The organism is Pseudomonas sp. TWI929 (assembly GCF_039673335.1).
Taxonomy (GTDB): domain Bacteria; phylum Pseudomonadota; class Gammaproteobacteria; order Pseudomonadales; family Pseudomonadaceae; genus Aquipseudomonas.
Window position 1 is genome coordinate 26,731 of the sequence record NZ_JBDJLK010000037.1, and the last position, 21,195, is coordinate 47,925.

24 protein-coding genes are annotated in these 21,195 nt (G+C 64.8%); 5 read left to right on the plus strand and 19 right to left on the minus strand.

Annotated elements, in window-relative coordinates; all coding sequences use genetic code 11:
• Window positions 1-5: 5 nt before the first annotated feature.
• Both ABE456_RS16295 and ABE456_RS16300 read left to right on the plus strand, forming a co-directional pair.
• Complete coding sequence (locus ABE456_RS16295) at window positions 6-1,211, plus strand: transporter associated domain-containing protein (RefSeq protein WP_346644833.1); 1,206 nt, start codon at window positions 6-8, stop codon at window positions 1,209-1,211.
• 276 nt (window positions 1,212-1,487) lie between these two features.
• The gene (locus tag ABE456_RS16300) at window positions 1,488-2,789 is read left to right on the plus strand and encodes an MFS transporter (protein WP_346644834.1); all 1,302 of its coding nucleotides are present in this window, start codon (window positions 1,488-1,490) and stop codon (window positions 2,787-2,789) included.
• Between the two features lie 38 nt (window positions 2,790-2,827).
• On the opposite strand, the gene purT is transcribed toward ABE456_RS16300, so the two are convergent.
• The 5 genes from purT to ABE456_RS16325 form a co-directional block, all read right to left on the minus strand.
• Window positions 2,828-4,009, minus strand: a complete 1,182-nt coding sequence (gene purT, locus ABE456_RS16305; protein WP_346644835.1) for a formate-dependent phosphoribosylglycinamide formyltransferase — start codon at window positions 4,007-4,009, stop codon at window positions 2,828-2,830.
• Between the two features lie 76 nt (window positions 4,010-4,085).
• Entirely contained in the window at window positions 4,086-4,553 is a 468-nt protein-coding gene (locus tag ABE456_RS16310) for a VUT family protein (protein ID WP_010952556.1), read from the minus strand.
• A gap of 196 nt (window positions 4,554-4,749) precedes the next feature.
• Window positions 4,750-4,944: a DUF1289 domain-containing protein gene (locus ABE456_RS16315; protein ID WP_201207894.1), complete on the minus strand. Its 195-nt coding sequence runs from the start codon at window positions 4,942-4,944 to the stop codon at window positions 4,750-4,752.
• Window positions 4,937-5,461 carry a gamma carbonic anhydrase family protein gene (locus ABE456_RS16320; protein ID WP_016485138.1) on the minus strand — a complete coding sequence of 175 codons (525 nt, stop codon included), beginning with the start codon at window positions 5,459-5,461 and terminating at the stop codon, window positions 4,937-4,939. Before ABE456_RS16320 ends, ABE456_RS16315 begins: the two co-directional genes overlap by 8 nt.
• 44 nt (window positions 5,462-5,505) lie before the next feature.
• Window positions 5,506-6,105 (minus strand): CoA pyrophosphatase, encoded by a 600-nt coding sequence (locus ABE456_RS16325; RefSeq protein WP_019098705.1) that lies wholly within the window; start codon window positions 6,103-6,105, stop codon window positions 5,506-5,508.
• A gap of 126 nt (window positions 6,106-6,231) precedes the next feature.
• Between ABE456_RS16325 and ABE456_RS16330 the strand changes: the two genes are divergently transcribed.
• Window positions 6,232-6,783, plus strand: coding sequence for an NUDIX hydrolase (locus ABE456_RS16330; protein WP_346644836.1), 552 nt, complete (start codon window positions 6,232-6,234; stop codon window positions 6,781-6,783).
• 22 nt (window positions 6,784-6,805) lie between these two features.
• Entirely contained in the window at window positions 6,806-7,360 is a 555-nt protein-coding gene (locus tag ABE456_RS16335; RefSeq protein WP_346644837.1) for a L,D-transpeptidase family protein, read from the plus strand.
• A gap of 53 nt (window positions 7,361-7,413) precedes the next feature.
• Here ABE456_RS16335 and ABE456_RS16340 read toward each other — a convergent pair whose 3' ends face one another.
• The 14 genes from ABE456_RS16340 to ABE456_RS16405 all read right to left on the minus strand — a co-directional run bounded on the left by ABE456_RS16340 (window position 7,414) and on the right by ABE456_RS16405 (window position 18,722).
• Window positions 7,414-7,614 (minus strand): hypothetical protein, encoded by a 201-nt coding sequence (locus tag ABE456_RS16340; protein WP_346644838.1) that lies wholly within the window; start codon window positions 7,612-7,614, stop codon window positions 7,414-7,416.
• A 123-nt stretch (window positions 7,615-7,737) separates the two neighbouring features.
• Window positions 7,738-7,929: a hypothetical protein gene (locus ABE456_RS16345; protein WP_346644839.1), complete on the minus strand. Its 192-nt coding sequence runs from the start codon at window positions 7,927-7,929 to the stop codon at window positions 7,738-7,740.
• Window positions 7,930-8,147: 218 nt separating this feature from the next.
• Entirely contained in the window at window positions 8,148-8,807 is a 660-nt protein-coding gene (locus ABE456_RS16350; RefSeq protein WP_346644840.1) for a hypothetical protein, read from the minus strand.
• Window positions 8,804-9,190 carry a type II secretion system protein GspM gene (gspM, locus tag ABE456_RS16355; protein ID WP_346644841.1) on the minus strand — a complete coding sequence of 129 codons (387 nt, stop codon included), beginning with the start codon at window positions 9,188-9,190 and terminating at the stop codon, window positions 8,804-8,806. The genes ABE456_RS16350 and gspM overlap by 4 nt, the downstream gene beginning before the upstream one ends.
• Window positions 9,187-10,263 (minus strand): type II secretion system protein GspL, encoded by a 1,077-nt coding sequence (locus tag ABE456_RS16360; RefSeq protein ID WP_346644842.1) that lies wholly within the window; start codon window positions 10,261-10,263, stop codon window positions 9,187-9,189. The genes gspM and ABE456_RS16360 overlap by 4 nt, the downstream gene beginning before the upstream one ends.
• Window positions 10,260-10,850, minus strand: a complete 591-nt coding sequence (locus ABE456_RS16365) for a prepilin-type N-terminal cleavage/methylation domain-containing protein (RefSeq protein ID WP_346644843.1) — start codon at window positions 10,848-10,850, stop codon at window positions 10,260-10,262. The genes ABE456_RS16360 and ABE456_RS16365 overlap by 4 nt, the downstream gene beginning before the upstream one ends.
• 139 nt (window positions 10,851-10,989) lie before the next feature.
• Window positions 10,990-11,358: a type II secretion system protein GspI gene (locus tag ABE456_RS16370; protein WP_346644844.1), complete on the minus strand. Its 369-nt coding sequence runs from the start codon at window positions 11,356-11,358 to the stop codon at window positions 10,990-10,992.
• The gene (gene gspH / locus ABE456_RS16375; protein ID WP_346644845.1) at window positions 11,355-11,786 is read right to left on the minus strand and encodes a type II secretion system minor pseudopilin GspH; all 432 of its coding nucleotides are present in this window, start codon (window positions 11,784-11,786) and stop codon (window positions 11,355-11,357) included. The genes ABE456_RS16370 and gspH overlap by 4 nt, the downstream gene beginning before the upstream one ends.
• A gap of 3 nt (window positions 11,787-11,789) precedes the next feature.
• Window positions 11,790-12,224 carry a type II secretion system major pseudopilin GspG gene (gene gspG, locus ABE456_RS16380; RefSeq protein WP_346644846.1) on the minus strand — a complete coding sequence of 145 codons (435 nt, stop codon included), beginning with the start codon at window positions 12,222-12,224 and terminating at the stop codon, window positions 11,790-11,792.
• A 17-nt stretch (window positions 12,225-12,241) separates the two neighbouring features.
• Window positions 12,242-13,444 carry a type II secretion system inner membrane protein GspF gene (gene gspF, locus ABE456_RS16385; protein ID WP_346644847.1) on the minus strand — a complete coding sequence of 401 codons (1,203 nt, stop codon included), beginning with the start codon at window positions 13,442-13,444 and terminating at the stop codon, window positions 12,242-12,244.
• A 3-nt stretch (window positions 13,445-13,447) separates the two neighbouring features.
• On the minus strand, window positions 13,448-14,896 hold the full coding sequence (locus tag ABE456_RS16390) for an ATPase, T2SS/T4P/T4SS family (protein WP_346644848.1): 1,449 nt from the start codon (window positions 14,894-14,896) through the stop codon (window positions 13,448-13,450).
• Complete coding sequence (gspD, locus tag ABE456_RS16395; protein ID WP_346644849.1) at window positions 14,896-16,656, minus strand: type II secretion system secretin GspD; 1,761 nt, start codon at window positions 16,654-16,656, stop codon at window positions 14,896-14,898. Before gspD ends, ABE456_RS16390 begins: the two co-directional genes overlap by 1 nt.
• Before the next feature lie 3 nt (window positions 16,657-16,659).
• Complete coding sequence (locus tag ABE456_RS16400) at window positions 16,660-17,085, minus strand: pilus assembly protein PilZ (RefSeq protein WP_346644850.1); 426 nt, start codon at window positions 17,083-17,085, stop codon at window positions 16,660-16,662.
• Complete coding sequence (locus ABE456_RS16405; protein WP_346644851.1) at window positions 17,082-18,722, minus strand: lipoprotein UxpA; 1,641 nt, start codon at window positions 18,720-18,722, stop codon at window positions 17,082-17,084. The genes ABE456_RS16400 and ABE456_RS16405 overlap by 4 nt, the downstream gene beginning before the upstream one ends.
• 224 nt (window positions 18,723-18,946) lie before the next feature.
• Between ABE456_RS16405 and ABE456_RS16410 the strand changes: the two genes are divergently transcribed.
• Entirely contained in the window at window positions 18,947-21,022 is a 2,076-nt protein-coding gene (locus ABE456_RS16410; protein WP_346644852.1) for a PhoX family phosphatase, read from the plus strand.
• Window positions 21,023-21,195: the final 173 nt, after the last annotated feature.

The following is a 21,195-nucleotide window of genomic DNA, read 5'->3' on the forward strand; positions in this document are numbered from 1 at the left end:
CGCCCATGGACACCCTGCCGTACGCACCGCTATTAGTCACTCTGGCACTGGCGCTGCTCTGGGCAGCGCTGTTCACCGCCGTGGATGCTGCCCGCCTGCAACTCAATGGCTCGCTGCGCAATGGCGATGACGGGCAGCCACCGCTGCCCGCCCAGGCGCTGGTGCTTTGCGCCAGCCTCGGCAAGCTGCTGGTGCTCGGCCTGGCGTGCCTGATCGGGCAGCGCTACAGCGGTGAACACGGCTTCTGGCTGGCCGGCCTGGCTGCAGCCCTGGCCTTGCTGGTTTTTGCCGAATTCCTGCCGCGGCGCCTGGCCCGGCGCAATCCACAGGCCCTTGTCAGCCTTGGCGTGAGCTTGCTGAAGGCGCCCCTTGCACTCCTGCAACCCTTTGCCTGCCTGCTCGACGGCTGCGCCAAGCTGATCTTGCGCCCCTTCCGCGCGCAGCCTGCAGCGGTAGCCCTGCACCCGCAGCAAGATGACGACCTTGACGATGATGAAGAGCACGAAGCGCCCCGCCACGGCCTGCTCGAGGGCCTGCAGTCACTGGACAAGATCACCGTCAACGACATCCTGGTGCCGCGCAACGAAGTGGATGGCATCAACCTCGATGAGCCGCTTGAGCGCATCATCGAACAGCTGATCGTCAGCCGCCACACCCGCCTGCCGGTCTACCACAGCGACATCAACCAAGTCGAAGCGATCCTCAACACCAAGCTGATCAGCCACCTGCTGCCCAAGGCCGAGCTAACCCTGGAGACATTGCACGGCGCCTGCTACGAGCCCTATTTCGTACCAGAGAGCACGCCCCTGCAAATGCAGCTGCTGAACTTCCACAAGCAGCAGCGCCGGCTGGGCGTGGTGGTGGACGAGTACGGCGAAGTGCTGGGCATCGTCACCCTGGAAGACATCCTCGAAGAGATCGTCGGTGAATTCGAGGACGAGCAGAGCCTGGACAACCCACATGTGCACCCGCAGCCCGACGGCACCTTCGTCATCGACGGCACTGCCTCGTTGCGCGAAATCAACCGCACCCTGGGCTGGCACCTGCCCTGCGACGGCGGGCCAAAAACCCTCAACGGGCTAGTCACCGAAGCGCTGGAAAGCATCCCGGAAAGCGCGGTTTGCCTGAAGATCGGCCGCTATCGCCTGGAAATCCTCGAAACAGAGGACAATTGTGCCAGCAAGGTACTGGTGTGGACCGTGACCCGATAGCTATACTCGGGTCACGCTTACCCAGCCCCGCCGTCACGCCTGCTACCCGCACCCGGCGCTTCACGGCCAGTCCGCTCCACTGACACGCCCCGCGGTCCTGCTTCAACACCCCGAACAGTGCCCGCCCCCGCCCCTATCCCCCTTGGGCTATCGTCAGTCGGGCGCACACAACAACAAAACGCTCCGGCGTCCGCGCAACCGTGCCTGCCCTTTTGCATTGCACGCCGTCGCGGGTAAAGCCCATGGAGCTGGACCAGACTGTTAGGGACCTACTTAATGACCACCAGCAGCACCTATGCCCAAGCGCCTGCCGCGCCGGTCAACTCGCCCGCGCGGGTAGCCACTGCCAGCTTCATCGGCACCGCCATCGAGTTCTACGATTTCTACGTCTACGCCACCGCCGCTGCTCTGGTGATCGGCCCGGTGTTTTTCCCGTCCGGGTCAGGCACAGCGCAAATGCTGGCGGCCTTCCTCACTTTCGGCATCGCCTTCCTCGCCCGCCCGCTGGGCTCGGCACTGTTCGGCCACTTCGGCGACCGTATCGGCCGCAAGTCCACCCTGGTCGCCTCGCTGCTGCTGATGGGTGTGTCCACCACGGCCATTGGCGTGCTGCCGGGCTATGACAGCATCGGCGTGTGGGCGCCGATCATTCTCTGCCTGCTGCGCTTTGGCCAAGGCCTGGGCCTGGGCGGCGAATGGGGTGGTGCGGCGCTGCTAGCCACCGAAAACGCCCCGGAAGGCAAACGCGCCTGGTTCGGCATGTTCCCACAACTGGGCCCTTCGATCGGCTTCCTGGCTGCCAACGGCCTGTTCCTGACCCTGGCCCTTACGCTGAGCGACGAGCAGTTCCGCGAGTGGGGCTGGCGCATTCCGTTCCTGCTCAGTGCCGCGCTGGTACTGGTGGGCCTGTATGTACGCCTGAAACTTGAAGAAAGCCCGGTGTTCGCCAAGGCCGTTGCTCGCCAGGAGCGGGTGAAAATGCCAGTGGTCGACCTGTTCGCCAGGCACTGGCGGCCTACCCTGCTGGGTGCTGCAGCCATGGTGGTGTGCTACGCGCTGTTCTACATCTCCACGGTGTTCTCGCTGAGCTATGGCGTGACCACGCTGGGCTACAGCCGCGAGACGTTCCTTGGCCTACTGTGCTTCGCGGTGGTGTTCATGGCCCTGGCCACGCCGCTGTCGGCCTGGCTCAGCGACCGCTACGGGCGCAAGCCGGTGCTGATCGTCGGCGGCCTGTTGGCAGTGGCTTCGGGCTTTACCATGGAACCGCTGCTGACCTCGGGGTCGACTGCAGGCGTGGCGCTGTTCCTGGCCATCGAGCTGTTCCTGATGGGCGTGACCTTTGCGCCGATGGGGGCTTTGCTGCCTGAACTGTTCCCGACTCATGTGCGTTATACCGGCGCTTCGGCGGCGTATAACCTGGGCGGCATCGTCGGCGCCTCGGCGGCACCGTTCTTTGCCCAGAAGCTGGTGAGCATGGGCGGGTTGAGCTGGGTGGGGGGTTATGTGTCGGCGGCGGCGGTGATCAGCCTGATTGCTGTGCTGTGCCTGAAAGAGACCCGCAATACACAGCTTTGAGTAATTGGGGCTGCTTTGCAGCCCCCTGCAATCTCGGATCAGAACTCGACCTTGACCGCCTGCGATGCACGGGTCGCCTTGGCCCGCGCCGCGTCAACCGATTCATCACGCGCCAGGCACACGCCCATGCGGCGGGTGCCGTTGATTTCCGGCTTGCCGAACAGGCGAATGGCAGTATCCGGCTCGCTCAGCGCCGCGCCCAGGTTGGCGAAGCTGGTCTGCTGCGACTGCCCTTCCGGCAAGATCACCGCCGAGGCCGACGGGCCAAACTGGCGCACCACCGGAATCGGCAGGCCGAGAATGGCGCGGGCATGCAGGGCGAACTGCGACAGGTCCTGGGAAATCAGGGTTACCAGGCCAGTGTCATGCGGGCGTGGCGACACTTCGCTGAACCACACTTGGTCGCCCTTTACGAACAGTTCCACGCCAAACAGGCCGCGACCGCCCAGGGCATCGGTGACTGCCTTGGCCACGCGCTGCGATTCGGCCAAAGCCTTGGGGCTCATGGCCTGTGGCTGCCAGGACTCCTGGTAGTCACCCTTCTCCTGGCGGTGGCCGACCGGTTCAAGGAAGGTGGTGCCGCCTACGTGACGCACGGTCAGCAGGGTGATTTCGTATTCGAAGTCGATAAAGCCCTCGACGATCACCCGGCCCTTGCCGGCGCGGCCGCCTTCCTGAGCGTAGTCCCATGCCTTCTGCAGGTCGGCATCGCTGCGCAGCAGGCTCTGGCCCTTGCCCGACGAGCTCATTACTGGCTTGACCACGCACGGGTAGCCGACATCGGCCACGCCCTTGGCGAAGTCTTCATAAGTGTCGGCAAAGTGATACGGCGAGGTTGGCAGGTCCAGCTCTTCGGCGGCCAGGCGGCGGATGCCTTCGCGGTTCATGGTCAGCTGGGTGGCGCGGGCAGTCGGCACCACGTTGAAGCCTTCGTTTTCCAGCTCGACCAGGGTGGCGGTGGCGATGGCTTCGATTTCCGGAACGATGTAGTGCGGTTTCTCGGCCTCGATCACCGCGCGCAGGGCCACGCCATCAAGCATATTGACCACGTGGCTGCGGTGCGCCACCTGCATGGCCGGGGCATTGGCGTAGCGGTCGACGGCGATCACTTCGACGCCCAGGCGCTGCAGCTCGATCACCACTTCCTTGCCCAGCTCGCCACAGCCGCACAGCAGTACACGGGTCGCGGTGGGCGACAAGGGGGTTCCGATACGGGTCATCTCAGGTCCTCGAAGGCATCCGGGGCCGCACCAGGCTTGGCGCCGCCCGCTGAAAAAGGACCGCTATTCTACACCATCAGCCGGCCACGGCGGCCCGCCGGGCGCGAAATGCCATGGCCAGCCACACGGCGGTGACACCGGCGAATTTCGAGGCCATGGCGGTGCCGATCACGGCCGGCGTCAGGGCACCGATCATGCCGAAGAAGATGAAGGTATCCACCGGGATGCTCAGCGCCGAACTGAGCCACAGGCGGTCGCGCAGCGGCCGACGGGTAATGCTGAATACCAGCCAGTCGATCAGCTCGGAGATGAAGAATGCAGTGGCGCTGGCCAGGGCGATGGCCGGCTCGGAAGTGACATAGGACAGCACCAGCGCCACCAGCATGGCAACCAGGGCACCATGGCCGAAGCGGGTTTGCACCATGTCGCGCAGGATGAACACCAGGCCGCCCCAGGCGGACCAGATGATGTCCAGGTGCGGGGCACTGGAGAAGGCGTAGTTGATCAGCACTACGCTGCTGATGTAGGCAATCAGATAGAACATGGCGGGTAGTCTGTGGGCAAGCCGTACAGATTACCGCTGGGCCGTTCGCGGGTAAACCTATAGGTACAGCATCAGGCTCGAAGCCTGCCCGATCCCTGTGGGAGCGGGTTCACCCGCGAAGAATCCAACTCGGTGGATGGCACCGGCTGTGCCGGTGTTCGCGGGTAAACCCGCTCCTACAAGGGCGCGCGTCTGCCTAGAGGATGAGGCCAGCCTCCAGTGCCCTTTCATGGCAAAGCTTGAGTACCGCCCGGCGCTCGTCGTTGTCCATCCGCCCCCAGCGGCCAATCTCGGCTACGGTACGCTGGCAGCCGGTACAGATATCCTGCTCGTCCAGCGCGCATATGCTCACGCACGGCGAGGCCACCGGCCGTTCCACAACATTACTCATCGTCAACCACCAACTCCTGCGCATAACGCTGGGCATTGTGCACGTAATGTGCGGCGCTGGCTTCAAGCATGCGCTTCTGCTGCTCGGTCAGCTCGCGCACCACCTTGCCCGGCGAGCCCATCACCAGCGAACCGTCGGGGATTTCCTTGCCCTCGGCAATCAGCGCATTGGCGCCGATGATGCAGTGCTTGCCGATGCGTGCGCCATTGAGGATCACCGCATTGATGCCGACCAGGCTGTAGTCGCCCACCGTGCAGCCATGCAGCATGGCGTTGTGGCCAACCGTTACGCCCTTGCCCAAGGTCAGCGGCGAGCCCATGTCGGTGTGCATCACCGTGCCATCCTGCACGTTGCTGCCTTCGCCGATGTCGATCAGCTCGTTATCGCCGCGCAGCACCGCGCCAAACCACACGCTGGCATTGGCCTGCAGGCGCACGTTGCCGATCAGCGTGGCGTTGGGTGCGGCCCAACTGGTGGGGTGGCTCTCGACCCGCAGGTCGCCCAGGCGGTATTTCATGCATGCTCCTCAGGCTGGGACACAGACGGCAGGGTTGGCCCCGCTCAGTTTTCGATGTAGCGCTCTGGGGGTTGGTGCAGGCTGATGCCGGCATCGAACAGCAGGTTGACCAATTCGACGATCATGATCGCCGACAACCCCCAGATCTTGTATTCACCATAGCGATAGCTGGGCACATACCAGCTGCGCCCCTGGTAATCGATACGGTGGGTATGGTCACGCGGGTCCTGGCGGAAGAATTCCAGCGGCACGGTGAATACTGCCGCGATCTCGGCATCATTGGCGCGGTATTCGACGAAGTCGGGGATAACCCCGACGAATGGCGTCACTTTCAGGCCATGCAGCGAAATAAGCGGGCTGAGCGGGCCGATCACTTCCACCAGGCCAGGTGGCAGGCCGATTTCTTCCTCGGCCTCACGCAGGGCGGTAAACACCAGGTCCGGGTCCTCCGGGTCGCGGCGGCCACCGGGGAAGGCCACCTCACCACCGTGGGTAGACAGGCCCTTGGCGCGCAGGGTCAAGACCAGTTCGGGCGCTTCGCTGCGGGTAATGGGCAAAAGGACCGCCGCTTCGGGGAACCGTCGGTCGGTTTCCAGTGACGCGGGTTGGTGGTTGCTCATTCGGCGAAGTAGCTCGTCCAGCATTGCGCACGCTCATATCCAAGGCCTGTCTTGCATGATGCACCAAAGCCGCGAAGCACCCAAGCCCTGCACGCTTGCGGCAGCCCCCGTGGCCGCGCCAAGATAGCCCTGAACACAAGGGAACCACACATGAAATTCTGCAGCGCGTGCGGCCAACCGGTCACTCAGCGGATCCCCGAGGGCGACAGCCGCCTGCGGTATGTCTGCGAGTCTTGCCAAGCCATCCACTACCAGAACCCCAACATCGTTGCCGGCGTGTTGCCGACCTGGGGCAGCCAGGTGCTGCTGTGCCGGCGCGCCATCGAACCACGCCGGGGTTTCTGGACACTGCCTGCCGGGTTCATGGAGAACGGCGAAACCCTCGACCAGGCCGCCCGTCGCGAAACCGTGGAGGAAGCCTGTGCCCGGGTCGGACCGACCAGCCTGTACCAGCTGTTCGATTTGCCACACATCAACCAGGTGCATGTGTTCTTCCGCGCCGAGCTGGCGGACCTTGATTTTGCTGTTGGTGTCGAAAGCCTGGAGGTGCGGCTGTTCGAAGAACATGAGATACCGTGGGGCGAGCTGGCTTTCCGCACCGTCACACGCACACTAGAATGCTACTATCGCGACCGCATCGGGCAGCACTACCCCATAGGCCATGAATACCTGCCGCCGATGAACGTCTCGACCACTACTTAGAAGCTTTCAGGGATACCGTTACATGCGCTGGTTGTTTGCCCTTTTCTGCCTTTGCGTTACCTCGGTGTCCCAGGCGGCCTTCACCGAGACCATCATCCGCACGCCCCAACCGGCAGCGCAAACCCTGTCGCCTTCGCAGCAGGCCATGCAGCCGCTGATCGACAAGGTGCTGGTAATCAAGTCCCAGCGCCGCCTGCAGCTGATCAGCCGCGGCGAGCCGCTGAAGACCTACCGCATCTCGCTGGGCAAGCAGCCCAAAGGCGCCAAGGAGCGCGAGGGCGACAAGAAAACCCCTGAGGGTCTGTACTGGCTGGACTGGCGCAAGCAGAGCGACCGCTTCAACCTGGCCATGCACATCAACTACCCGAACATCAGCGATGCTGCACGCGCTACCCGTGAAGGGGTGAGTGCCGGCAGCATGATCATGATCCACGGCACGCCGATCAACGATGAATACCCGGAGTGGTACTTCCATACCCTGGACTGGACGGATGGTTGTATTGCCATGCGTAACCGCGATATGCAGGAAGTGTGGGATTTGGTACGGGATGGGACGCTGATCGAGATTCGGCCCTGAGGGTGTAACAGAAAGATATTGCAGGCCCAGTTGCCCGTAGGCGTTACGGGCAATTAGCTCAGGCGTGGCAAGAGGGTGACCAAAGCAAACACCATCAGCGCCAACCCGGCCCCAAGGGTGAACGGCAACCAAAGCTTTATCGGGTTAGCACGCACCGTCTGGCGCATTTCTGCATGAAAAGCTGCTACGTCGGCGTGCAACTGCTCCAACTCAGTAGCGGGGTCGAAAGGAGAGACAGGACGGCGTGTCGGCATGGATCATCCTCGATTGCAAATATCAGGGCGCATAAAAGCAGCAGCCCGCTGGATCAAACTCTGAGTGGACCTGAGCAAGAATTCAAGTCTACCGCGACAGACCACGGTTGGACCTGAGCATGGCTAACGACTCAGAAAGGTAAACAACGCGACGAGTGCAGTGACCAGTCCTGCACTAACCGCGAATGGATAGAGCATCGACTCACGCCGCATTTTTTCCTCTTCGGTTTTCAGCTTTCGGGTCTCCGCCATAAATTTGCGGATTTCTACTGAGAGCCTTTCTAGCTCTATGTATTCACGCTCATCTCTTTTCATGAGTTGTCCTGTCATGTGGCAGGCAGTACAGGCTTGCTTTGCACAGGCTAGCCACCTGGTCGGGCCGATGAAAATACACTCAACTGGAGTGAATTCATTCACCCGAGACCAAAAACAGAAGGTTCTGTAGGAAAAGGCTAGCCTCAACAGAATTGCTGCCGCCCCTGATAGACACATTCAGTATCTGTGACAGCAAACTTGTTGGTAGTAGCACGTGTCTACCAGCGCAACTCCCGCTGCCCCGCCAACGCCTGCGGCCCAAGCCACTGTGCCCCGCGAAGCAATGGCGTCAGCTCCGCCTCAGACTGCAACTCGAACACCACCTGCGCCCGCCGCGCGAGCAAATCGGCGTCCACGGCGAGCTGATGCTGCCCCTGCTGTGCCAATTGCCCGCGCAGGCGCCAGCCGCTGTGGCAGGCCATTTCCAGCCAGCCCTGCCCCAAGCCCAGTGACCAAGGCTCGCTCAAGGCTAAGTCGGTTACCGTTATGCGACCTTCGCTGGCACGGCATTGCCGCCCTGCCCCCTGAATCCGCAATACCCCCTGCCACTGACCTGCCAGCCGGTAATCCGTAGCTACTGTCGCCTGCGCGCCCACCGCAGAGGCCTCGACCCGCCAACGCCATGGCCAGCCTTCGGCACGCAACTGCCAGGCCTGGCCCTGCAAGCCCAGTTGTGCGTCCGCCTGCAGGCGCCAAGGCTGCAGCGTCCAGCGCAAAGGCCCGACCGGGCCCAGCTGTTGTGCCTGACCGTGCCAAAAGCTGCCCCGGACATCACGCGCAGGTAGGCCGAATGCCCGCAGCACCCAGCTGGCCGGAAGCTCGACCAAGAGCGTCAGCACGAATACCAGCACAACCCACACCACCCCTCTGCGGCTCACGGCTGTACCACCAGGTCAAAGCGCAGGCCCTTGCCATCCAGCTCCAGCCCCCATTGCAGCGGCTGTGCGCCTTCTGCTCGCAAGCTCTGCAACCAGCCTTGCAGCACGCGCTCATCAGCCACCTGCCCACGCAATTGCCAGGCCTTTGCCTGCGCATCGACCTCGGCCAGTTCGATCTGCCGCGCCTGGGCCGACTGGCGTAGCCGCTCCAGGTTCAACCCCGGGCCGCCTTGCAGGCTGGCGGCCTGTTCGGCCAGCCCGCGCCACTGGCTGAGCTCGCGCCACTGCGCAACACCGGCGCGCAGGATCAGGAAGGCCAGCAACAGGGCAATCAGTGCCCAGGCGAACTTCAGGCGATGACGCAGCAGCCAATCGCGGTTCATGAGGCAGCCCCCAGGTCGAAGATCACTTGGCCAGCTTGAACCTGCACCGTGGCGCCAGCGGCAGCCGCCATGTCCTGCCATGGCGGCGCAATGCCCTCGCCTTCCAGGCGCAAATGCCAACGTTGACCATCGAAACGCACCGCCCGCAGCTGCCAGCCGGGATTGTCACGCAGCCAAGCCTGCAAGCGGGTTTGCAGGTCCTCCAGCTGACGCGTGCGCAGTTGCTGTTGCAGTTCGCTTTCGCGCAGGCGCTTGAGAGCCTGTGCGGCATGGCGGGGGCTGGCTTGCTCGCCGGTCACGGCGATGACCTGGCTGCGCCAGAGTTGCGCCTGGCGCCATTGCTGGCTCAACCAAAGGCCGCCCCATACGGCAGCCAGTACCAGGCAAGCCGCAAGCAGACGCTGATGCTGGCGGGACACCACCGGTAACGACCGCACTCTGCGGGCCCGCTCAAACAGGCCGGGCAGTGCATCAAGCGGCGCAAACGTGCTTGGCCAATCGCCGCGCAATGACACGCTTTGCAACGCCGCCCACGGCTGCTTCGGCATGTCACCCAGTGCATCTGGCCAAGCCAGCCAATGTTCAGCCCCGTCTTCGGCCAACCCCTTGTGCAAAGACATGCCTGGGGGGCGCTGCCAGTGCCAGGCACTGCCGGCCTCGGGCACCGGCAGCAACTGCAGCTCCGCCCAGCAGCGCTCAACCTGCACGCCCCATACGGCACACTGCTCACGCCACTCGTCCAGCTGCTTACGGGCCACCACTAACAAGCGAAGGTACCCGGGCTCACGGGCCAGGCAGGCGCAAGCCACCTCGTCGGTGGCCTGCAACAAGCGGTCTTCAAGCAGTAACGGCCACTCCTCGCGCTTGAGCCCGGGCGGCGCCGGCACGCGGAAATGGCTGCAGGCCTCGGCAGGCAGGATCAGCGCAACACGGGCCTGCAGGTTGGCCGGTGGCTCGCCCTGCCCTTCACATTGCACGGTACCGCCCTCGACCAGCGCCCAGTGCCAGACCGGCCCCGGTCGCAGCAACAGCCACGGCTGGGCCGGTGTATGCCGCCGCCATTCAAACTTCATGAGCGCCCCCACGGGAGGGCGAAGGTGCAGACATAGGGTGCTCCATCACGCTGCAGTTCCAGGCGCACGCCACGGCCGGGGTGCGCTGGTTGGTCGGAAGGCCAGGCCAGCCAGCGGCCACCCTGGTAATACAGGACATTCATCGCGCTGACCCGGTCGAGCCGTTCGCGCTGCACCCAGCGTGGGGCAGCAGCGGCGTACAGGTCGGCCGAGCTTTCCAGCAGCAGGCGCTGCTCGCGGGCCTCGAAGCGCAGGCGCTGGCGTTGCAGGCGCGAACCGCCTTCGGCCTCCGGCAGGCCGGTACTGGCGACCCATAGCAACTGGTTACTGGCGGGTTGCCAGTCCAGCCAGCGGCTAGCCAGCGGCAGCCGCTGGTCGTAGACGCGGCGTAGCACCGGGCTGTCGAAGCGGCGTTCCAGGGCCAGGCAGAAGTCCAGTACCGAGGTTTGCTGGGTGGTGACTTGCAGGCGTTCGCGCACCTTGAGCCAGCCGTTGACCAGGGCGGCGAGCATGATGCCGAGGATGGCGGTCAGGGCCAGGGCGACCATCAGTTCGATCAGGGTGAGGCCGACTTGGCGGTGCTTCACAGCTTGAGCTCCAAGCTGACTGCTGTGGGAGCGGGTTTACCCGCGAACATCGGCAAAGCCGGTGCCATCCACCGCGGGGTCTTCTTCGCGGGTGAACCCGCTCCCACAGGGACCGTGTGAGCGTCTCGGTTTGTGTGAGTCATGGGCGCTCCAGAAACACGGTGTACTGGCCCAATGGCAGACGCTGGTCGCGGTCGGCGAACAGTTGCAGTTCGCCACGGCGCAGGTCACGTACGCCGGTGCGACGCAGCTGCAGTTGCCAATGGCACCGCTGGCCGCCCTGGCTCAGCTCACCGTCCACCTGGTTTTCGGCAGGCCAGTACTGCTCGACGGCGAAGCGGGTTTGCAGTTCGCGCGCGCACAGCAGGCCAAGGCGATGCTGTTGCAGGTTTTCCTGCACCGCCAACCGCTGACGCAGGACCTGGCTGGTGATAACCGCCAAAACAGCGGCAATCGCCAGTGCCACGGTCACTTCCAGCAAGGTGAAACCACGCTGACCCTGCCTCATGGCGCCACCTGCAAGCGGCCATCACGGCCCCACGCCCATTGCTGGCTGCCATCGGCCCAGTGCCAGCGTACCTTGCCCGGCTGTGCCCAGCCATGCGGCGTGAACAGCAGGCGCGGCTGCGGGCTGGCAGGCCAGTCGGGCCGCAGGCCCTTGGGCCAGGCGCCAAGTGCGACCGCTTCGACCACCCAACCATTGCCCTCGTGACGCACGAACTCCGGGTGCTGGCCATTCCAGCGCAGCCCACGCAATTGCCCGGCATGCCGGGCCAGCGCAGCCTGCCCGCGGGTTTCGGCCGCCAGCCGCTGCAAGGCCTGGTCGACACTGGCCTGGCCACCGCCAAGCCCGGCCACCGCCAGCCCGGTCATCAGCCCGGCAATGGCCAGTACCACCAGCAACTCGATCAGGCTGAAACCGCGCTGACGACGCACCCTTTACAGTTCCCAGTTACCCAGGTCGGCATCCTGGCCTTCACCACCCGGCATGCCGTCAGCGCCCAGCGAGTAAACATCGACCCGGCCATGCTCGCCAGGCATGCGGTACTGGTACGGGGTGCCCCAAGGGTCTTCCGGCAGGCGGCGCACGTAACCGTCACTGCGCCAGGCCCGCGGCAGCGGTTCCTGGGCCGGCTTTTTCACCAGCGCGGCCAGGCCCTGCTCGCTGCTGGGGAAACGCAGGTTGTCTAGCCGGTACATGTCCAGCGCCTGCTCCAGGGTGGCCAGGTCGGCCATCACCTTCTGCTTCATGGCCTTGTCCTGGTTGCCCAGCACGCTGGGCGCGACCACGGCGATCAGCAGGCCGATGATGAAGATCACCACCATGATTTCCATGAGGGTGAACCCGCGCTGGCGGTTACGTCGATGCTGCATGGCAATACTCCTTGTCGTCACAGTTGCAGGCCCTGGTTGAGTTGCATGATCGGTAGCAGCACCGCCAGCACGATGAACAGCACCACGGCGCCCATCACCAGGATCATCAGGGGTTCGAACAGCGCCATGGCGGTATCGACCTGGCGGGCAAAGCCACGCTCCTGGTCGTCAGCCACGCGCTCAAGCATGTCGGCCAGGGTGCCGCTGGCTTCGCCGCTGCCGACCATGTTCACCAGCAGCGGCGGGAATTGCTGGCTGGCATCCAGCGCGCGGTGCAGGCTGGTGCCGCCCTGCACTTGCTGGCGTACCTGCTCCATGGCCAGGCGGATGCGCCGGTTGCCAACGGTTTCGGTGGCCACTTGCAAGGCTTCGAGCAAGGCCACGCCACTGCCGCTGAGAATCGCCAGGCTGCGCGCCAGGCGCGCGCTTTCCAGCACCTGCAGCAAGCTGCCAATGCGCGGCAGGCGCAGCAGCAGCCGGTCGCGCCGCAGGCACCAGTGCGGCTTGCGCAGCAACCAGCCACCCAGCACGCCGAACAACAGCGCCAGCCCCAACAGCCAAGGCCCGGCGTGCACCAGCCCTTGGCTCAGGCCGCTCAGCAACGAGGTGATCAGCGGCAGGCTTTGCCCGGCGTGGGCGAATTGTTCGGTGAGTTTGGGCACGACGAAGGTCATCAGGCCGACCACCACGGCAAGTGACACACCCATCAGTACCGTGGGGTAGATCAGTGCAGTACGGGCTTTGTGCTGCTGGCGTTGCACCTGTTCCAGGTGATCGGCCAGGCGGGTCAGCACCTGGGCCAGGCGCCCGGAGCGCTCACCGGCCTCGACCAGCGCGCAATACAAGCCAGTGAACGGCGCACCCTGGCGCGCCAGGCTACGGGCCAGGCCCAGGCCTTCGGCCAGCGAGCCGCGCAGGGCCACCAGCACACTGTGCAGGGCTGGCTGACGCAGTTGCCGCTCAAGGGTGGCCAGAGCATCGACCAAGGGGATGCCGGCACCGGTCAAGGTGGCCAGTTGGCGGGTCAGTTCGCACAACTGGGCGCGGCTCAGGCGCTGGCGCCGGGGTTGCCGGGTGCCGGCCTCATGCCGCTGCAATTGCCTGGCAAACAGGCCCTGTTCGCGCAACAACTGGCGGGCATGCCGTTCGCTGTCGGCCTGCAGGCTGGCTTTGTGCGGTTTGCCGGCGAGGTCGACGGCCTGGTAGCGATACGTCGGCATGGCTCAGCCCTGCACCACGCGCAATACTTCGGCCAGGCTGGTCTCGCCACGGGCCAGGCAATCGCTGGCCATCGCCACCAGACTCTGCCGGCGCTCGGCCAGGTAGTCCTGCATGGCCAGCTCACTGGCGCCGTCGTACAGCAGGCCGATCAGCCCGGCGTCCAGCTCGATGAACTCGTACAGGCCCAACCGCCCGATGAAACCGCTGCCCTGGCACTGCTCGCAACCGACCGCATGGTAACTGCTGCCCAGCGCCGCCAGCTCGGGCCACAATTCACGCTCGGCGGGTTGCAATGGGTGCGACACGGCGCAGCTGCACAAGCGTCGCACCAGGCGCTGGGCCAGTACGCCACGCAGGCAGGACGCGATCAGGAACGGTTCGATACCCATGTCGCGCAGGCGGGTTACCGCACCCACCGCGCTGTTGGTGTGCAGGGTGGACAGCACCAGGTGGCCGGTTAGGCTGGCCTGCACGGCGATCTGCGCGGTTTCCTGGTCGCGGATTTCGCCGAGCATGATCACATCCGGGTCCTGGCGCAGGATGGCGCGCAGGCCGCTGGCGAAGGTCAGCCCGGCGCGCGGGTTGATGGCGGTCTGGCCGATGCCGGCAATGGCGTATTCCACCGGGTCCTCGACGGTGAGGATGTTGCGGCTGCCGTCGTTGAGGCTGTTGAGGCTGGCGTACAGGGTGGTGGTCTTGCCGGAACCGGTCGGGCCGGTAGACAGCACGATGCCATTAGGCCGCGCCAGGCAACTGCGCAAGCCCTGCAACACCGCCGCCGGCATGCCCAGGTTAGCCAGCGCCAGCAGGCTGGCCTGCTTGTCGAGCACGCGCATGACCACCCGTTCGCCATGGATGCCGGGCAAGGTCGAAACCCGCACATCCACTTCGCGCCCGGCCGCGCGCAAAGTGATGCGCCCGTCCTGCGGTTGACGCTTTTCGGCGATATCCAGGCGGGCCATGACCTTGATCCGCGACACCAGCATGGCCGACAGCGCCCGCGGCGGGCGCAGTACTTCGCGCAGGTGGCCATCGACCCGCAGGCGCACCACCAGGCTCTGCTCGAAGGTTTCGATATGGATGTCCGAGGCACGCAGGCGCAAGGCCTGGCCGAACAGGCCATTGATCAGGCGGATTACCGGAGCTTCGTCGTCACTTTCCAGCAGGTCTTCGATGCGCGGCATCTCGCTCATCAGGCTGTCCAGGTCGACCTGGTCGCCAATGCCTTCGATCAACGCTTCGGTGGCGGCATCACCGGCCTGGTACAGCTGGCCGAGGCGTTCGTCGAACAGCGCAGGCTCCAGGTATTCCAGCGCGCTCGGCTGGCCATGCACGCGCAGTAGCTCCTGCAACTGGGCGCTGTCGGCGTCGGCCCGCAGCCATAGCTGCCAGCCCTGCTCCGCCGGGGCCATGGCCACCCCGCTCTGGCGTGCCTGGCGATACGGCAGCATCACCAGTTACCGCCTTCCAGGCGTGCACGGCTGGAGGGGAATACCTGCAACAGCGGAGTACCTTCTGCCAGGTCCGGCAGTTGCAGCGGCGTGGTCTGTTGCAAGGTGCGGTACTTGTCTTCGCTGAGCCCGGCCAGGCTCGGCCCGTCGCGCAGGATGCGCGGGCGGATGAACACCATCAGGTTCTGCTTGGTGTTCTTGGTGGCATCGGAGCGGAACAGCCGGCCCAGGTAAGGGATATCACCAAGCAACGGCACGCGCTGGTCGCTGGTGCTCAGTTCGTCGCTGATCAAGCCCCCCAGGATCACCAGGCCGTTGTCCTCGACCATGACCTTGGTCTTGATCTCGCGCTTGTTGGTGATCACGTCGCTGGCGGCGCGGGAGTCGGCGATCGACGACACCTCCTGGACGATGTCCAGGCGCACGCTGTTGTCGATGTTGATCTGCGGCTTGATGCGCAGCTTCACCCCGACTTCCTTGCGCTCGATGGTCTGGTACGGGTTGGCGTTGTTCTGCGTTACCGAGCCGGTGACGAAGGGTACTTCCTGGCCGACCAGGATCGACGCCTCGGCGTTGTCCAGGGTCAGCAGGGTGGGCGTAGACAGCAGGTTGAAGCCGCTTTTGCCCTTCAATGCGTTGACCAGCATGGCGAAGTTGAAGCCACCGCCGAAATGGCCGATGCCCGCCGTGGCGCCACTGGTGGTGGACAGCAGCTTGCCCAAGGCCTCGTTGTCACCACTGGCAGCGGCCCCGGCGATGTTGGCGATGTTCACCCCATTGCTGCCGAAGTTGACGATGCCGGCACCAAACTTTTCGTCGGCGAACAGCCATTGCACGCCCAGCTCCTGGGCACTGCTGTCGGACACCTCGGCGATGATCGCCTCGACCACTACCTGGGCACGGCGAATATCCAGCTGCTCGACAATGGCGCGGTAGGCAGCCAGCTCGCTATCGGGGCCGACCATGACCACGGCGTTGGTGCCTTCTTCGTATTCCAGGCGGATGCCCGAGTCACTGGCGAGCGGCAGCGGCTGGTCCTTACCCTGCCCTTCAGCCTCCGCGTTGGTCACGCCTTCGCTCGGCACCGCGCCTTCTTGGCTGAGACCACGCAGCACTTTCACCACTTCGCCAGCATTGGCATGGCGTAAATAAATGACTTGGGTACTGCTGCCAGCAGCTTCACTAGGACGGTCCAACTGACGCAGCAGACTGGCAATACGCTCAAGGTTGCTGCGCCAGTCCGTGACGACCAGTTGGTGCGCTGCTGGATAGGGCGTGATTACGCCGACACGCGGGTCGATCAGTGGCTTGAGTATGCCCAGCACCTGCTCGCTGGCAGCATTGCGCACGTTGAATACCCGGGTTGCCACACTGTCGCTGCCCTCGCCCTGCTGGCCAGCCGTTTCCACCGGCACCGGCTCCAGCCGTGCGGCCTGGTCGGGGACGATCTTCACGCTGCCGTTGGGCAGGTCGACGGCGGCATAGCCCTGAGCGCGCAGCTGCGCCAGGAAGATGTCGTAGATGGCATCGGCGTCGTGCAGGTCGACAGTGCGCACGGTGACCTTGCCCTTGACTCGCGGGTCGACGATGAAGGTGGTGCCGGTGATGCGTGACACACTGTCGATGAATTCGCCCAGTTCGGTGTCGACGAAGTTCACCTCGTACATCGGCGTACCGTTGTCATCGAACACCGGCTCTTCAGCGCAGGCCATGGACAAGGCCAGGCTCAACGCAGCCGCCACGCAGTATCTAACAGGCATCGTTCATCCTTGCCGCTTTAAGCCGGTCACGGCGGGGCGTGGCGGCCAGGGCAAGCGCTCACGCCGCCCCTGGTTGTTGAAAATCAGGCCATCACTGTCGATGTCCTGCAGCACGATCCCCGGCGCCAGGCGCTGGCCGCGGGCCAGGGTGCGCACCTGCTCGCCATAGCGCAGCACCACCACACTGGCGGTCAGCGGCTGGGCCTTGAGGCCGCCGAGGTAGTGCAGCGGCAGACGGGTGATGGCAATCGCGCCATCGTCGACCGGTGCTTGCCAGTGGCCAGCCATCAGCCCAGGCAGCGGGCTGTCGACCGCCGCCGGCGCCATCGCCGGTTGCGGCTGGCGGCCCAGTTGCAGCACGCACTGGGCTGCCAGCCAGCCGGCCAGGGTCAGGCCAGCGCCAGTGAACAGGCGCGAGGCGAACGTCACGAGGCCAACTGCCGAGGGTGCCAGCCTGGATGCCCCTGCACGTAACGCACTTCGGGCAGTTGCAGCGACGCCAGTTGCCAAGCAGCCCCTTGGCGGGCGAGCCAGGCTTCGACCCGCTGCCACAGTGGCTCGCCGGCCTGGCTTTCGAATTGCAGGCCAAAGGTGCGGCACAGGCCCTGCACCGGTTCCAGGCCGGTGATGCGCTTGCCTTGCGGGCTGTAGCTGACATGCCAGGCCTGGTCCTGCCAGCGCGGCAGGTCCTGGCTGTTGTCCAGCAGCAGCGGGTCGCCGAACAGTTGCTCTGCGGCGTTCTCCAGCACTTGCTCCACCTGCCGGGCCGGCGCTTCGACCACCGGCGCCGGGTAACCACCGGTAAGGCTGATCAGGTGTTCGCGGGTGATGGGGGCCCCCGCAGGCAGCGGGTAGTCATAGCGCAGGCCCGGCAGCAGCACGGGCATGCTGCTGTCGTCGGCCAGGGCCTGATGCAGCAGGCGGTCCCAACTACCGCCACGGGTATCGCGGCGCCACAGTGCTTGTGGCGCGCGGGCCAGCGGTTGGTCGAGCCAGGCCGCGTGGCCAGCGCGCTGCTGGCGCAGCTCTGCCTGCAATGGCCCGACACGCAACTGCGCGGCAGGTGCCAGCTGTTGTTCAAAGGCCGGGAAAAAACGCCCGTCGAACTGCCACAACCCGGCCACCCGCTGGCAACGCAGGCGGAAGGCACCGCTGCCTCGGCAACCGGCGAACAACACCGGCACGCGGCGGCCGCTGGCCTGGCTTACCTCGACCGGCGCTGGCCACAGGTCCTGGCCACGGGCGCACAGCAGCACGTCGAGCTGCGGCAGCCTTTCGGCCAGCCACAGGCCTGGGCCGGTGCCGACATCGGCCATGGCCACCACCAGGTCGGCCTCACGCCGAGCCTGTTCGAACACCGGTTGCAGCGACTGGTACCACTGTTTGAGGGAGGCTTTCTGGTCCTGGGCGTAGGGGTCGGTTACGCCGACCACGGCAATACGTGCGCCGCCACGTTCGAAGATGTGCAAGGCTTCCAGGCCCAACGCCTGACGTTGTTCGTCCGCCAGCCCGGCGCCCAGGGTAATAGAGGGAGCCTGGCGATAAAGCGCCAGACTGCGTTTTGGCCACAGTACGCGCTCGTCGCTGCTGACCCTTGCTTCGCTACCCAGTAGCTGGCTGCCTTGCACGCCGCTTTCGCCTTGGGTCAGGTAGGCCAGGCCACTGCCGTTCCAGCCTTGGCCGTTTTCCAGGGTCAGGCTGTTACCCGCCCCGGCTTCGCCGCGCAATTGCTCAAGCAACGCCGCCAGCACCGCATAACCACCCAGTTGGGCTGATGCAGCCTGGCTGGCATCGAGCAATGGTGCCAATTGCGGGTAGGCAACACTGGCGCTGGCGCCAGTCATCCACGGTGCGCGGCCCAGGTGGCTGACCGGCCCCAGGCGAGTCGCTGGCACCACAGCCAGGCCGGGCTGGCGGGCATCGAGGGTATCGGCCACGTAGAGCAGGTCGAGGCTGGCATTGCCGCCCTGCTGCCCAGGGAAGGCGGAGCAGGCACCGAGCAGCGGTGCCAGGGCCCCGACACCCATCCAGCCGATCACTTCGCGCCTGTGCACACTGCTTGCCATCGAACCCGCCGTCCTTATCCATGCTCATTCAGGGCCCCGGATGTTGCGGCGTTGGCATTACAGTTTGATGGCAAAAATCCGACAGAAATTCCAAATTGATCTGTAGAGCACAACTCTAAGAACCGGCAGTTTTAAAACCTCGTTAACATTTCTGCCAATGAATCATCATACTTGCGCCTTAAAGTCGCGGTTTCCTCTAACTCAGCCAACATAAGGACACCCTGATGAGTCGAGATACCGGCGACAACCTGGACCGGAACCAAAGCGGCAACTTGCCGATGGCCAATGTCATGGACGCCTACCTGAGCCGCCGCAGCGTGATGCGCGGCAGCCTGGGCGCCGCCATCGCCATGATTGCCGGTACCGGCCTGACAGGCTGCTTCGACGGTGGTGGTTCCGATCACGATGATCCGGTCACCCAGCCGCCGGTGACCGAGCCGCCAGTTACCGAGCCGGAAGTGCCGAAACTGGCGCTGGGCTTCCAGTCCATCCCGGGCTCGCGCACCGACGCCTGCGTGGTGGCCGCCGGCTACAGCGCCTATGTGCTGGCGCCTTGGGGTACGCCGCTGAACAGCAACGGTAACCCGTGGAAATCCGACGGCAGCAACACCTCGACCGACCAGGCCAACGCCATGGGCATGCACCATGACGGCATGCACTTCTTCCCCATCAACGGCAGCTCGGAAGACGGCCTGCTGGCGATCAACTTCGAATACATCGACACCGCCGCCCTGCACCCGGCCGGCCCGACCACTGACGTCAACGGCAAGCGCCCGGTCGAAGAAGTACGCAAGGAAATCAACGCCCACGGTGCCGGCGTGGTGCGCTTGCAAAAAATCAACGGCCGCTGGCAGGTAGTCGACAACGACCCGCTGAACCGCCGCTTCACCACCGCCTCGCGCATGGAAATCACTGGCCCACTGCGTGGCACCGACCACGTCAAGACCAAGTACTCCAGCGACGGCACCCATTGCCGTGGCACCAACAACAACTGCGGCAACGGCTACACCCCGTGGGGCACTTACCTGACCTGCGAAGAGAACTGGCCAGGCATCTTCGTCAACAAGGGCACCCGCCCCGAAGACCAGCGCCGCATTGGCGTGGGCACCTCCAGCGGCCAGTACAAGTGGGAAAGCGCTGCAGGTGACAGCACCGAAGTGGCCGATGAATTCGCCCGTTTCGACGTCACCGTCAAAGGCGCCAGTGCCACCGACGACTACCGCAACGAAGCCAGCACCTACGGCTACATCGTCGAGATTGACCCGTACAACAGCAGCACCCTGGCCACCAAGCGCACCGCACTGGGCCGCTTCCGCCACGAAGGCTGCGCCCCTGGCCTGCCAGTGCCAGGCAAGCCGCTGGTGTGGTACATGGGTGACGACTCGAACAACGAGTACCTGTACAAGTGGGTGTCCACCGCCGTGTGGGACGCTGCCGACGCCACCCCGGCCGACCGCCTGGCCACCGGCTCCAAGTACCTGGACCAAGGCAAGCTCTACGTGGCTCGCTTCAATGCCGACGGCACTGGCGTATGGCTGCTGCTGGACGTGGCCACCGCCACCACGGGTGGCAGCACCCTGGGTGCGCTGTACGGCGACCTGCCGGGCATCATCCTCAACACCCGCGGTGCTGGCGATGCCGTGGGCGCCACGCCGATGGACCGCCCGGAATGGACCACGGTCAACCCGCTGAACGGTGACGTGTACCTGACCCTGACCAACAACAGTGCGCGTACCCCGGAAAAGGTCGATGCCGCCAACCCGCGCGGCCCGAACCGCCATGGCCACATCATTCGCTGGCACGACAGCGACGACCAGCTGAGCTTCACCTGGGACATCTTCGTGTTTGGCGCCAACGCTGCCGGCACTGCCGATATCAACCGCTCCGGTCTGACCGAACTGAACCAGTTCGCCAGCCCTGACGGCATGAGCTTCGATAGCCGTGGCGTGCTGTGGTTCGAGACCGACAACGGCGAGACCACCTTGACCGACTACACCAACGACCAGTTGCTGGCGGTAATCCCTACCGACCTGGTGGATGCCAGCGGCAAGCAAGTGCCCGTGAATGCACAGAACCAGGTAGACCTGCGACGCTTCTTCGTTGGCCCGAATGAGTGCGAAGTGACCGGGATTGCCTTTACCCCGGATAACAAGACGCTGTTCGTCAACATCCAGCACCCGGGGAACTGGCCGTATACCGACAAGGCTACCGATGCTACCCCGGCGGGGGCCACGGTACGGCCGCGAGCTTCGACGGTGGTGATTCAGCGCGATGATGGTGGGGAGATCGGGACCGCCTGATAGACCGGCGCACGGGGGCCGCTTTGCGGCCCATCGCGACGCAAGGCCGCTCCCACAGAGACAGCGCAATACCTGCAGGTAGCGCGGCCTCTGTGGGAGCGGCCTTGTGTCGCGATTGGGCTGCAAAGCAGCCCCGGCTGTCTCAAACCTTGTGTCGGATGTACTGGCCTCTT

What these genes read in the sequence shown, in the direction of transcription:
- ABE456_RS16295 (WP_346644833.1), top strand. Translation starts at nt 6, where the DNA reads ATGGACACCCTGCCGTACGCACCGCTATTAGTCACTCTGGCACTGGCG.
- ABE456_RS16300 (WP_346644834.1), top strand. Translation starts at nt 1,488, where the DNA reads ATGACCACCAGCAGCACCTATGCCCAAGCGCCTGCCGCGCCGGTCAAC.
- purT (WP_346644835.1), bottom strand. Translation starts at nt 4,009, where the DNA reads ATGACCCGTATCGGAACCCCCTTGTCGCCCACCGCGACCCGTGTACTG.
- ABE456_RS16310 (WP_010952556.1), bottom strand. Translation starts at nt 4,553, where the DNA reads ATGTTCTATCTGATTGCCTACATCAGCAGCGTAGTGCTGATCAACTAC.
- ABE456_RS16315 (WP_201207894.1), bottom strand. Translation starts at nt 4,944, where the DNA reads ATGAGTAATGTTGTGGAACGGCCGGTGGCCTCGCCGTGCGTGAGCATA.
- ABE456_RS16320 (WP_016485138.1), bottom strand. Translation starts at nt 5,461, where the DNA reads ATGAAATACCGCCTGGGCGACCTGCGGGTCGAGAGCCACCCCACCAGT.
- ABE456_RS16325 (WP_019098705.1), bottom strand. Translation starts at nt 6,105, where the DNA reads ATGCTGGACGAGCTACTTCGCCGAATGAGCAACCACCAACCCGCGTCA.
- ABE456_RS16330 (WP_346644836.1), top strand. Translation starts at nt 6,232, where the DNA reads ATGAAATTCTGCAGCGCGTGCGGCCAACCGGTCACTCAGCGGATCCCC.
- ABE456_RS16335 (WP_346644837.1), top strand. Translation starts at nt 6,806, where the DNA reads ATGCGCTGGTTGTTTGCCCTTTTCTGCCTTTGCGTTACCTCGGTGTCC.
- ABE456_RS16340 (WP_346644838.1), bottom strand. Translation starts at nt 7,614, where the DNA reads ATGCCGACACGCCGTCCTGTCTCTCCTTTCGACCCCGCTACTGAGTTG.
- ABE456_RS16345 (WP_346644839.1), bottom strand. Translation starts at nt 7,929, where the DNA reads ATGAAAAGAGATGAGCGTGAATACATAGAGCTAGAAAGGCTCTCAGTA.
- gspM (WP_346644841.1), bottom strand. Translation starts at nt 9,190, where the DNA reads ATGAACCGCGATTGGCTGCTGCGTCATCGCCTGAAGTTCGCCTGGGCA.
- ABE456_RS16360 (WP_346644842.1), bottom strand. Translation starts at nt 10,263, where the DNA reads ATGAAGTTTGAATGGCGGCGGCATACACCGGCCCAGCCGTGGCTGTTG.
- ABE456_RS16370 (WP_346644844.1), bottom strand. Translation starts at nt 11,358, where the DNA reads ATGAGGCAGGGTCAGCGTGGTTTCACCTTGCTGGAAGTGACCGTGGCA.
- gspG (WP_346644846.1), bottom strand. Translation starts at nt 12,224, where the DNA reads ATGCAGCATCGACGTAACCGCCAGCGCGGGTTCACCCTCATGGAAATC.
- gspF (WP_346644847.1), bottom strand. Translation starts at nt 13,444, where the DNA reads ATGCCGACGTATCGCTACCAGGCCGTCGACCTCGCCGGCAAACCGCAC.
- ABE456_RS16390 (WP_346644848.1), bottom strand. Translation starts at nt 14,896, where the DNA reads ATGCTGCCGTATCGCCAGGCACGCCAGAGCGGGGTGGCCATGGCCCCG.
- gspD (WP_346644849.1), bottom strand. Translation starts at nt 16,656, where the DNA reads ATGCCTGTTAGATACTGCGTGGCGGCTGCGTTGAGCCTGGCCTTGTCC.
- ABE456_RS16405 (WP_346644851.1), bottom strand. Translation starts at nt 18,722, where the DNA reads ATGGCAAGCAGTGTGCACAGGCGCGAAGTGATCGGCTGGATGGGTGTC.
- ABE456_RS16410 (WP_346644852.1), top strand. Translation starts at nt 18,947, where the DNA reads ATGAGTCGAGATACCGGCGACAACCTGGACCGGAACCAAAGCGGCAAC.